Below are 10,478 nucleotides of genomic sequence, written 5' to 3'. Positions count from 1 at the left end.
CCGGTGGAGCGGATGATGCGCGACGCCAAGATCACCCAGATCTACGAGGGCACCAACCAGATCCAGCGGATGGTCATCGCCCGCCAGCTCCTCAAGTAGCCCTGCCCGGTCGAACGAAGGCGGCGGCGCGGTCGCTCGCCGCCGCCGCGTTCACCGCCGCATCCCGTTGCCGTTCTCCTCCTCGCCGTCCGCGCCGACCTCGGGTTCGAGGTACTCGTCGTCCGGCCACAGCTCGTCGGCGAGGGAGGCGAGGTACTCCTCGTCGCCGGGGTCCAGCTCGGCGGTCATCGACTCGGGGTGCGGGACGGGCGGCTCGGAGCGGGCCCTCCCGGTGCGCCGGCGCCGCGTCCGCGGGCCGGGCCGGGCAGGGGCCATGGGCCGGAGCAGGTTCGGCACGCACAGGCCGAACAGGGCGGCCAGGGCCGCGAGGACCAGAACCGTGATCACACCACCCCGTCCTTTCACGATCGCTTCCCGTCCGGGGACGCGCCGGCCGAGTAATGACCGAAACAGCTGAACGTTACCGGTACGGCCGCGCCCCGCGGGCCGCCGTGCGACCAGGCTGGCGAAACCGGCGGCCCGGTGGCGGGACGACACGCGGGCGGTCTGGTCCCCGGCCCCGTCCTGGGGCACAATCGGGCCATGTCGAAAGTGACCACTTACTGCCGGATCTGCGAGCCGCTGTGCGGCCTGGAGGCCACCGTCCGGGACGGCGAGCTGGTCCAGCTGCGACCGGACCGCGACCATCCGCTGTCCCGAGGCTTCGCCTGCCCCAAGGGCATCGCGATGACCGAGGTGCAGAACGACCCGGACCGCGTCGTCCACCCGCTGCGGCGCCGCCCCGACGGCGAGTTCGAGCGGGTCACCTGGGACGAGGCGCTCGACGGCATCGCCGCGCGGCTCAACGCGCTCCGCAAAGAGCACGGCGGGAACTCGATCGGCTGGTACTTCGGCAACCCCGGCACGTTCTCCTACAGCCATCCCCTCTGGCTGAACGGCTTCATGGCCGCGCTGGGGTCGCCGCACATCTACTCCGCCGGCTCGCAGGACGTGAACAACCGGTTCGCCGCCAGCGCCCTGCTCTACGGCGCGCCGGTCCTCGTCCCGATCCCCGACCTCAAGCGCACCGACCTGCTGCTCATGCTGGGCGCGAACCCCATCGTGTCGCACGGCAGCCTCATCTCCGCGCCTCGCATCCGCGACGACCTGTCGGCGATCGTGCGGCGCGGCGGCCGTGTCGTCGTCGCCGACCCGCGCCGCACCGAGACCGCCCGCGCCTACGAGCACCTGCCCGTTGCCCCGGACGGCGACCCGTGGCTGCTGCTGTCGCTGCTCCACGTCCTGTTCGCGGAGGGACTGGAGGACGCCGCCGCCTGCGAGCGGCAGGCCGCGGGCGTTCAGGAGCTGCGCGGGCTCGCCGCCCGCTTCGCGCCCGAGGACACCGCCGCCCGCAGCGGCGTCCCCGCCCCGGCCGTCCGCGCCCTGGCCCGCGACCTGGCCGCCGCCGAACGCGCCGTCGTGTACGGCCGGACGGGCACCTGTCTCGGCCGGTACGGCACGCTGACCGCGTTCCTGATCGACGCCGTCACGCTCGTCACCGGCAACCTCGACCGGCCGGGCGGCGCCGTGTTCGGCGCGGCGCCCCTGCGCCTGGACGAGCTGCTCCGCCTCTCCGGTCTCGCCACCTACGGGAAGACGCGGTCGCGGATCGGCAACTACCCCGACGTGCTCGGGACCTTCCCGGCCGGCGTCATGGCCGACGAGATCACGACACCGGGAGAGGGGCGGATGCGGGCGCTGTTCGTCTCCGCCGGGAACCCGCTGCTCAGCGTCCCCGGCGGGGACTCGCTCGGGGCGGCTCTCGACGAACTCGATCTCCTCGTCTGCGTCGACCTCTATGTCACGGAGACGGGGCGCAAGGCCGACTACATCCTGCCCGCCACGACGTTCCTGGAGCGCGAGGACTTCCCCCTGCCGTTCTTGCAGAACCACCTCACCCCTTTCGTCACCTGGACGGAGGCCGTGGTCCCGCCGCGCGGCGAGGCCCGCCAGGAATGGGAGATCATCGACGATCTGGCCCGCCGGATGCGGCTCGGCGTCGGCGCGTTCGGCCCGCAGCGGCTCGCGCACCGGCTCGGCGTCCGGCCGTCCCCGCGCCGGCTCGTGGACGCCCTGCTGCGCACCGGCCCGTCCGGTGACTGGTTCGGACTGCGCCGACGCGGCCTCAGCGTCCGCAGGCTGCGGCGCGCGCCACACGGCATCGTCCTCGGCGAGCACCACCCGACGGGGACGCTCCGCCGCCGCATCGTGCACAAGGACGGGCGGGTGCACCTCGCCCCGCCGGAGATCGTCGCCGAGGTCGGGCGCCTCGCGGCGGCGCCCCCGCCTCCGGACGGCTTCCCGCTCCGCCTCATCGGCCTCCGCGAGCTCCGCTCGCACAACTCCTGGATGCACAACGCGCCGTCGCTGATGCGGGGCGACCGCGTCCACGCGGCCCGTATCAGTCCCAAGGACGCCGCGGAGCACGGCATCGCGGACGGGGCGCCCTGTCGCGTCACCTCTCCGCACGGCTCCATCGAGCTCGTCGCGAAGGTCACCGACGAGATGACCGAGGGCACCGTCGCCGTTCCGCACGGCTGGGGTCACCAGGGCGGCTGGCGTACGGCCAACGGAGCGGGCGGGGCGAACGTCAACCTGCTCGCCTCTCCCGACGCGGGCGACCTGGAGCCGCTGGCGGGCATGGCCCATCTGAACGCCGTCCCCGTCCGGATCGCGCCGGCCTGAGCGCCGTCCGCGGCGCGGACGACGCCGTCAGGCGGCCGTGCCGCGGACGGGGCGGTGCGGTGCGACCACACGGCCGTCGGGGAGCAGCTCCCCGGTGTCCTCGAAGACGACGACGCCGTTGCACAGGAGACCCCAGCCCTGCTCGGGGTGGTGGGCGACCATGCGTGCGGCGTCGTGGTCCAGCGCCTCGGAGACCGGGCAGGCCGGCTTGTGCCGGCAGGTCCGGACGCGTTCGATCTTCACGGTGTCCTCCCTGCGTCCCCTGTGATTTAGGACATAGTTGAGAGTGCCGCCGGACGACCGAAATATGCAAGTGGATGACGGATTCTTTACGTTCCCTGCTGTATTGGGAAGGTCAAATCCCGACAAACAGGGCCGATCAGGGCAGCAGATCGCCGTCCGGGTCGTCCGCGTGGGTCACGTCCAGGCCCACGACCGAGGTGCAGCCCTCGCAGATCCACTCCGCGACGACCGTCTCCGGGTTCGTGCCGCGCGTCCGGTACGGGCGCGCGACCCTGCGCCGCCGCATCCCGTGCCCGCAGGACGAGTGGAGCAGCCCCCCGCACGCCGGGCAGGGCCACACGTCCTCCCGCCGGACCCGGCACCGCGGGCACAGCGGCGACACGTACCCGCCGGTCCCGTCCGCGTCCAGGAGGACGTCGAACGGCAGGTCGGACGGCAGATCCCCGGAGGGGTCGCGGCCCGGCCCGGCGGAAGGCTCGGCGGCCCGCTCCGGGACGAGGTCGAGGTACTCGTCGGTGGGCCAGTGGTGGTCGGCGAGCCAGGCGAGGTACTCCTCGTCTGCCGGATCGAGCACGGCCGTCAGGGACTCGGGGTGCCGCTCCGCGCCGCCGGGCGCCGCCGCCCGGGGCGCCGCGGGACGGCCGGGGCGTGCCGGGGGGCGCGTGCGGCCGCGCCTCACGGTGGCCAGCATCGCCAGCAGGCCGCACAGTACGACGGCGGTCAGGCCGGTCGCCAGGGGCATCGCGGGGTCCTCACATGATCCTCGGGTGGACGGGAGCCGATCATGAAATCCCTTCACAAAACGCTGCGAACGCTACAAGAAAGGAACTTGTCCGAAAAGTCGATCAGGCGGGCCGCGGCCGGGGGCGCCGCCCGAAACCCGCGCCCGCGCCGCCCCCCGGCCCCGGGGACGAGGGCATCGGGAGGATCCGAGCGTCCCCGCGCGCCGCGCACCGCGTCCGGCGTTTCACTCTGCGCGGAATTCCGCGATCAGCGCGCGGCCGGGGCGGAGGCGGCCCGCCCCCGCCCGGCCCTGGTCAGTCCTTGCGGCCGAGGACGGCCACCATCTGCGTGTGCAGGGGGTGCTCGAGCGGCCCCACCGGCCCGTTCGGGCGCCACTCCGTCACGTGCGCCAGACCGGGCTCCAGGATGGTCAGCCCGTCCATGAACGACTCGATCTGCGCGGCCGGCCGGAAGTACGAGCCGCCCAGCCCCGACTGGAGGATCTTCTTCGCCTCCTCCACGCGCGGGTCGTCGCCCGAGTCGTGCAGATGCGTCAGCATGATGTGGCTGCCCGGTGCGAGGAACTCGTGCAGGCCCCGGACGACGCCCGCCGGGTCCCGCTCGTCCGGGACGTGGTGGATGATCGCGGCGAGGATCACGGCCACCGGTTCGTCCAGGTCGAGCAGCTTCGTCAGCGCCGGGTCACCGAAGATCTTCTCCGGTTCGTACAGGTCGCCCTGGATGAAGGTCGCGACGCCCGTCTCGGTCAGCAGCGCCCGCCCGTGCGCCAGGACGATCGGGTCGCTGTCGACGTACACCACCTTCGCGTCCGGGTTGACGGCCCGCGCGAACTGGTGGACGTTGCTGGACGTGGGCAGCCCCGACCCGATGTCGACGAACTGGGCGATGCCGAGCTCGCCGGCGAGGTAGGTCACCGCGCGCTCGATCGCGACGCGGTTGCCCTGCGCCACGACCGGCGCCTCGGGGACGAGCTGCATCACCATGTCGGCCACCTCGCGGTCGGCGGCGAAGTTGTCCTTTCCGCCGAGGAAGTAGTCGTAGACGCGGGCGAAGGTCGGGGTGGTGGGGTCGATGCCGGGAGGCGCGCTCTCCGGGAGGTCGTCGGCCACGGGTGCGGCTCCTTCTGATGGGGGGACGGCGAAGATCGGGATTGATCCAAGATTAGGCCGGAATACCCTGCGCGTAGGGCGTTTCCGGGCAACTGCGACCCGGCGTGGGCTCCGCCGGGGGTGAGGTTTTCCGCAGTGCCGCGGTGCGGTGCGCGGCCGCCCGGTCCGGCGGTGCGCTCCATGGTGGCGCGCGGGGCCGGTCCGTAGCGTCGAAGCATGATCCCGATGATGACGAGCACGCAGGACGGGGCCGGGCCCGACGGGGGCGTGGCGGGCTGGGCGACCGGCCTGATGGAGCAGCTGGGCGCGCCGGGAGCGGGGCTGGCGATCGCGCTGGAGAACCTGTTCCCGCCCCTGCCGAGCGAGATCATCCTCCCGCTCGCCGGGTTCACCGCCGCGCAGGGCGGCATGGGCCTTCTCGCCGCCCTCCTCTGGACCACCATCGGCTCCGTCGCCGGGGCGCTCGCCCTGTACGGGGTCGGCGCAGCGATCGGCCGCGACCGGATCCGCCGGCTCGTGGCGCGCCTCCCGCTGGTCAAGCTCGCCGACCTGGACCGGACGGAGGAGTGGTTCCTCCGGCACGGCACCAAGGCCGTGTTCTTCGGCCGGATGATCCCGATCTTCCGGAGCCTCATCTCGATCCCGGCGGGGGTGGAGCGGATGCGGATGGCGCCCTTCCTGCTCTGCACCGCCCTGGGCAGCCTCATCTGGAACTCCGCCTTCATCCTGGCCGGATACGGGCTGGGCGACAACTGGCGGACGGTCGAGCACTACGTGGGCCTCTACTCCACGTCCGTCCTCGTCGCGGCGGCGCTGGCCGCGGTCGCGTTCGTCGCCGTGCGTATCGTGAAGGGGACCCCGGACCGGGGAGCCGTGATCAGAGAACGGGAACGTGAACGCGTCCGCTGACGACCCCGCCCGTCGCGCGCGCCTGCCGGCGCGGGCGGCGGCCGGCCTGCTGACCGGCGCGGCGACCGCCGCGGCCGAGCTGGTCTTCCTCGTCGCGGCGGCACTGCTGACGGCGTACGCGATGGCGTTCACCCGCGACCGCCGGACCGTCCCGGTACTGGTCGCGGACGGCGCGTGCCGCCTCACCGACCTGGAGGGGCGGCGCCTCTCCCGCTTCCACGGCGCGTCCGTCCCGACCGGGTACGGCCCCCTTCAGGCCCTCGCCTACCTGGTGCTGCGCGTGCCCGCCGGGCTGCTCGGCGGGGTGATCCTCGTCCTCGTGGCCTACGGGCTGGTCACCGGCGTCAGGCTGGCCGTGGGCTGGTGGATCACCGGCGACCATCTGGACGGCATCGCGCCCACCTGGTGGATCGTCCTCTACACGGCCGCGGCGGCCACCGTGCTGCTGTTCCTCGCCGTCCAGGGGCTCGCGGGGGTCGTCGCCCTGGAGCGCCGCGTCGCGCGCCGCGCCCTCGGCCCGAGCCCGCTGGAGGAGTACGAGCGCCGCATCGCGCAGCTGTCGGTCACCCGCGCCCAGGTCGTGGACGCGGTCGACGACGAGCGCCGCCGCATCGAGCGCGACCTGCACGACGGCGTCCAGCAGCGGCTCGTCGCGCTCGGCATGCTGATCGGCCGCGCCCGCCGCGCCGGGGACCCCGCCCGCGCCGCCGACCTCCTCCGGCAGGCGCACGAGGAGTCGCGGCGCGCGCTGGAGGATCTGCGGGAGGTCTCCTGGCGCGTCTACCCGGCGGCGCTGGACGGCGAGGGCCTGCGCGCAGCGCTCGACACCGTCGCCGAGCGTTCCCCGCTGCCGGTCACGATCGACCACGACCTGCCCGGACGGCCGCCGCACGCCGTCGAGACCGCCGCCTACTTCGTGGTCTGCGAGGCCGTCACCAACGCCGCCAAGCACTCCGGCGCGCGGCACGTCCGTGTCCGCGTCGCCGGATACGGGAGGATGGTCGGCGTGCGCATCGAGGACGACGGGAACGGGGGAGCCGACCCCGCGGGCGGCGGCCTGGCCGGGCTGGCCCGCCGCGTCGCCGCCCTGGACGGGACGTTCAGCGTGACCAGCCCGCCCGGCGGGCCCACCGTGATCACCGCGGAACTGCCGTGCGAGTGATCCTCGCGGAGGACTCGACGCTCCTGCGGGAGGGCCTCGTCCGGCTGCTCGCGGAGGAGGGCCACGAGGTCGCCGCCGCCGTCGGCGACGCCGCCGCCCTCCTCGAGGCCGTAGCGGACGACCCGCCCGACGTCGTGGTCGTGGACGTCCGGATGCCGCCCACCCACACCGACGAGGGTCTGCGCGCCGCCCTGGACATCCGGCGCCGGTGGCCCGACGTCGGCGTGCTCGTCCTGTCCCAGTACGTGGAGCGCCGCTACGCGACCGAGCTGCTCACCGACGCGGCCGGCGGCGTCGGCTACCTCCTCAAGGACCGCGTCGCCCAGGTGGACGAGTTCCTGGACGCCCTCGACCGCGTCGCCGCCGGAGGCGCCGCCTTCGACCCGGAGGTGGTCCGCCGCCTCCTGGCGCACGGCACGGCCGCCGATCCCCTGTCCCGCCTCACGCCCCGCGAACGGGACGTCCTGGACCACATGGCGCAAGGCCACACCAACGCCTCGGTCGCCGCGCACCTGCACATCTCGCAGAGCGCCGTGGAAAAGCACGTCAACGCCATCTTCGACAAGCTCGATCTGCCGCCCGCCGCCGGCTACAGCCGCCGAGTCCTGGCCGTCCTGCGCTACCTCGGCTCGCCCGAGCCCTGAGCCGCCGGCGGGCGGGTCAGGCCGGACCGGGCCGCGCGCGGAGGCGGTCGGCGACGCGGGCGAGGGCGTCACCGACGAGGTCGAGCTCGTCCGGGGTGAGCACGTCGATGAGGTGCTCGCGGACGACGCGGCGGTGGCCGGGCCGGACGCGGACCAGGGCGTCCGCGCCGCCGTCGGTCAGTTCGGCCCACACCGAGCGGCGGTCCGACTCGCACCCGGTGCGCCTGACCAGGCCGGCGCGCTCGAGCCGGGTGACCTGGTAGGTGAGCCGGCTCTTGGAGATCATCACCTCGCGGGCGAGGTCGGACATCCGCAGCCGGTTCCCGTCGGCGATGCTCAGCCGCATCAGGACCTCGAACTCGGCGTGCGACAGCCCGCCGTCGCGCTTCAGCTGCCGTTCGATCTCGTGCTCGACGAGGTGACCCGCGGAGAGGAAGGCGACCCAGGCGCGCAGCTCACGCGGAGCGAGGGGCCGCCCGCCGGCATCGGTCATGCGGTGATTGTAGTTCGCGTGTATTCGCGGCCGATGTCATATGAGCCGGATCACATGCGGGGCGCGGTGACTTCGCGACCGACACGTGTCACGTGCCGCGTCGGCAATATGGTCCGGTCCAATATCGGTGTGGGGGCACTCCAGGTCGCTGACACGTCACCTTGACGCCTCCGGCGCTTCGCGTCGAACTGACAAGATGTTCCAGATGACCGTTTCTGGGCATGGTGATCACGATGGGTTCCAAGAGAGGCGGATCGTTCGTGTCACGCGGTAGCGAGTTCGTGGTGGTGGCAAACCGGCTTCCGGTCGACCGGATCGTCGGAGAGGACGGGAAACCCGCCTGGAGAAGGAGCCCCGGAGGGCTGGTCAGCGCGATCGCGCCGGTCATGCGCAGCAGGAAGGGCACCTGGATCGGCTGGGCGGGCGCTCCCGACGAGGAGTTCGACCCCTTCGAAGAGGACGGCATGTCCCTTCACCCGATCGCGCAGTCGGCGGAGGAGGTCCGGCTCTACTACGAGGGCTTCTCCAACGCCACGCTCTGGCCGCTCTACCACGACGTCGTCGCGCCCCCCGTGTACGACCGGGCGATGTGGGACGCCTACGTCCGCGTCAACAACCGGTTCGCGGAGGCGGCGGCCGAGGTCGCGGCCGAGGGCGCGATGGTGTGGGTGCAGGACTACCAGCTGCAGCTCGTCCCGGCGATGCTGCGCAAGCTGCGTCCCGACCTGCGGATCGGGTTCTTCCTCCACATCCCCTTCCCGCCGCTGGAGCTGTTCTGGCAGCTGCCCTGGCGGCGGCAGATCCTCGAAGGGCTGCTCGGCGCGGACCTCGTCGGCTTCCAGCTGCCGGGCGCCGCCGCCAACTTCGTGCGGCTCTGCCGGCGGCTGCTGGACGCCCGCCACGTCAAGCAGGACGTCCTGTGGGAGGGCCGGATCGTCCGGGCCAGGGCGTTCCCCATCTCCGTGGACGTCGAGGAGCTGAACGACCTGGTGGCGCGTCCCGACGTCCGGGAGCGGGCGCAGGAGATCCGCGCCGACCTCGGGGACGCGACGGTCCTGCTCGGCGTGGACCGCCTCGACTACACCAAGGGCATCACCCAGCGGCTGCAGGCGTTCGGGGAGCTGTTCGGGGACGGCCGGCTCAGTCCCGGCCAGGCGGTGCTCGTCCAGATCGCGACGCCGAGCAGGGAGCGCGTCGAGCAGTACCAGCTGCTGCGCGAGGAGATCGAGCAGCAGGTCGGGCGGATCAACGGCGAGTACGGGGAGATCGGGTTCCCCGTCGTCCACTACATGCACAGCTCGTACGACCGGGCCGAGCTCGCCGCGCTCTACCTCGCCGCCGACGTGATGGTGGTGACGCCGCTGCGGGACGGCATGAACCTCGTCGCCAAGGAGTACGTGGCGTGCCGCAGCGACCTGCGCGGCGCCCTCGTGCTGAGCGAGTTCGCGGGCGCCGCGATGGAGCTGAGGCGCGGCGCGTTCCAGGTCAACCCGTACGACATCGACGGGCTGAAGGGCACGCTGCTCGCCGCCCTGGAGGCCGGGCCCGGGGAGCAGGCGCGGCGGATGCGCACGATGCGCCGCCGCGTCACCGAGCACGACGTCGACCGCTGGGCGAAGACCTTCCTCAGCGAGCTGGAGAATCCTGCGCGCCCGGAGCCCGCGGATCCTCCGCCGGTCGCGGTGCAGGCGGGCTGACCCGCAGGTCGAACGCGGCCCACACGGCCTTGCCGCCGGTGGCGAGCCGCGCCCAGCCCCACGCGTCGCTGACCGCGCCGACGACGAGCAGGCCGCGGCCGCCCTCGGTGAACCGGTCCGGGTCGGCCGCGACCGGCTCGGGGACTTGGCCGCCCGGGTCGGTGACCGTCACGACGAGCCGCCGCCGGTGCCCGAGCAGGACGACCTGGATCGGGCACAGCGGCAGCGGCTGGGGGAGACCCTCCATGCCGTGACGCAGGGCGTTGGTGACCAGTTCGGACACGGCGACGAGGACGTCGCCGGCGTCCCCCGGCACGCGCCAGTCGAGCAGCGTGGCGCGGGTGAACTCGCGGGCCGCGCGTGGCGCGGTGATCTCCGCGGGGAACACGCGGCGCGCGGAGCGCGGGGTGCCGGCGTGCGGGGCCGGCCAGAGCCCGGCGAGGCCCGCCGGCGCGGGCGCGCTCGGCACGCCGGCCGCGGGTGCGTCCGGCCAGGCCGGATGGACGTTGGCGTGCCGCGGCCGCGTTCCCCTCATGGTGGAAGCGGCTACGTCAAGGGCCTGGTCAACGGTCATGGTCCAACCTCGAGGGCGTGCGGGGCGGTCACCGGCGAGCGTTCGCTATCTTGCTCCCCAAGTCGTGCAGATGCAAGGACGTCTGCATGAACGAATGCAAGAACGAATGCACGTGCATC

Annotated in this window: 12 protein-coding genes; 6 read left to right on the top strand and 6 right to left on the bottom strand. The window is 73.3% G+C overall.

Annotated elements, in window-relative coordinates:
* The coding region (locus tag IE99_RS33435; protein ID WP_157610244.1) for an acyl-CoA dehydrogenase family protein at positions 1 to 99 on the top strand (99 nt) is incomplete at its 5' end.
* Positions 100 to 150: 51 nt separating this feature from the next.
* Here IE99_RS33435 and IE99_RS0118270 read toward each other — a convergent pair.
* Positions 151 to 447, bottom strand: a complete 297-nt coding sequence (locus tag IE99_RS0118270; RefSeq protein WP_037559659.1) for a hypothetical protein — start codon at positions 445 to 447, stop codon at positions 151 to 153.
* 195 nt (positions 448 to 642) lie between these two features.
* Between IE99_RS0118270 and IE99_RS0118265 the strand changes: the two genes are divergently transcribed.
* Positions 643 to 2,784: a molybdopterin-containing oxidoreductase family protein gene (locus tag IE99_RS0118265; RefSeq protein ID WP_030171869.1), complete on the top strand. Its 2,142-nt coding sequence runs from the start codon at positions 643 to 645 to the stop codon at positions 2,782 to 2,784.
* Positions 2,785 to 2,811: 27 nt separating this feature from the next.
* Here the strand turns inward: IE99_RS0118265 and IE99_RS0118260 are convergent, their stop codons facing one another.
* The 3 genes from IE99_RS0118260 to IE99_RS0118250 form a co-directional block, all read right to left on the bottom strand.
* On the bottom strand, positions 2,812 to 3,027 hold the full coding sequence (locus IE99_RS0118260; RefSeq protein ID WP_051712698.1) for a DUF5999 family protein: 216 nt from the start codon (positions 3,025 to 3,027) through the stop codon (positions 2,812 to 2,814).
* Between the two features lie 136 nt (positions 3,028 to 3,163).
* On the bottom strand, positions 3,164 to 3,769 hold the full coding sequence (locus tag IE99_RS32725) for a hypothetical protein (protein ID WP_211258844.1): 606 nt from the start codon (positions 3,767 to 3,769) through the stop codon (positions 3,164 to 3,166).
* Between the two features lie 295 nt (positions 3,770 to 4,064).
* Positions 4,065 to 4,880, bottom strand: coding sequence for an SAM-dependent methyltransferase (locus IE99_RS0118250; RefSeq protein WP_037559658.1), 816 nt, complete (start codon positions 4,878 to 4,880; stop codon positions 4,065 to 4,067).
* Between the two features lie 216 nt (positions 4,881 to 5,096).
* Between IE99_RS0118250 and IE99_RS0118245 the strand changes: the two genes are divergently transcribed.
* Genes IE99_RS0118245 through IE99_RS0118235 form a run of 3 tightly spaced genes read left to right on the top strand, consistent with a single transcriptional unit; the run spans position 5,097 to position 7,595 of the window.
* On the top strand, positions 5,097 to 5,789 hold the full coding sequence (locus tag IE99_RS0118245) for a DedA family protein (protein ID WP_051712696.1): 693 nt from the start codon (positions 5,097 to 5,099) through the stop codon (positions 5,787 to 5,789).
* Entirely contained in the window at positions 5,773 to 6,951 is a 1,179-nt protein-coding gene (locus tag IE99_RS0118240; RefSeq protein ID WP_051712694.1) for a sensor histidine kinase, read from the top strand. The genes IE99_RS0118245 and IE99_RS0118240 overlap by 17 nt, the downstream gene beginning before the upstream one ends.
* The gene (locus tag IE99_RS0118235) at positions 6,942 to 7,595 is read left to right on the top strand and encodes a response regulator transcription factor (protein WP_030171856.1); all 654 of its coding nucleotides are present in this window, start codon (positions 6,942 to 6,944) and stop codon (positions 7,593 to 7,595) included. The genes IE99_RS0118240 and IE99_RS0118235 overlap by 10 nt, the downstream gene beginning before the upstream one ends.
* A gap of 16 nt (positions 7,596 to 7,611) precedes the next feature.
* Here the strand turns inward: IE99_RS0118235 and IE99_RS0118230 are convergent, their stop codons facing one another.
* Positions 7,612 to 8,088 (bottom strand): MarR family winged helix-turn-helix transcriptional regulator, encoded by a 477-nt coding sequence (locus IE99_RS0118230; RefSeq protein ID WP_030171855.1) that lies wholly within the window; start codon positions 8,086 to 8,088, stop codon positions 7,612 to 7,614.
* 260 nt (positions 8,089 to 8,348) lie between these two features.
* Here IE99_RS0118230 and IE99_RS0118225 point away from each other — a divergent pair, with 260 nt between their 5' ends.
* Entirely contained in the window at positions 8,349 to 9,785 is a 1,437-nt protein-coding gene (locus IE99_RS0118225; RefSeq protein ID WP_030171853.1) for an alpha,alpha-trehalose-phosphate synthase (UDP-forming), read from the top strand.
* On the opposite strand, the gene IE99_RS29360 is transcribed toward IE99_RS0118225, so the two are convergent.
* Positions 9,715 to 10,320 carry an ATP-binding protein gene (locus IE99_RS29360; protein ID WP_051712692.1) on the bottom strand — a complete coding sequence of 202 codons (606 nt, stop codon included), beginning with the start codon at positions 10,318 to 10,320 and terminating at the stop codon, positions 9,715 to 9,717. The genes IE99_RS0118225 and IE99_RS29360 overlap by 71 nt on opposite strands.
* Positions 10,321 to 10,478: the final 158 nt, after the last annotated feature.

The sequence above is a fragment of the Spirillospora albida genome, assembly GCF_000718255.1.
Taxonomy (GTDB): Bacteria; Actinomycetota; Actinomycetes; order Streptosporangiales; family Streptosporangiaceae; genus Spirillospora; species Spirillospora albida.
The sequence above is the reverse complement of the archived record's forward strand: the minus strand, read 5'-3'. Positions and strand labels throughout refer to the sequence as shown.

Bases quoted from the DNA above. Each gene is read 5' to 3' on its own strand.
- IE99_RS0118265 (WP_030171869.1), top strand. From the start codon at position 643: ATGTCGAAAGTGACCACTTACTGCCGGATCTGCGAGCCGCTGTGCGGC.
- IE99_RS32725 (WP_211258844.1), bottom strand. From the start codon at position 3,769: ATGCCCCTGGCGACCGGCCTGACCGCCGTCGTACTGTGCGGCCTGCTG.
- IE99_RS0118245 (WP_051712696.1), top strand. From the start codon at position 5,097: ATGATCCCGATGATGACGAGCACGCAGGACGGGGCCGGGCCCGACGGG.
- IE99_RS0118230 (WP_030171855.1), bottom strand. From the start codon at position 8,088: ATGACCGATGCCGGCGGGCGGCCCCTCGCTCCGCGTGAGCTGCGCGCC.
- IE99_RS29360 (WP_051712692.1), bottom strand. From the start codon at position 10,320: ATGAGGGGAACGCGGCCGCGGCACGCCAACGTCCATCCGGCCTGGCCG.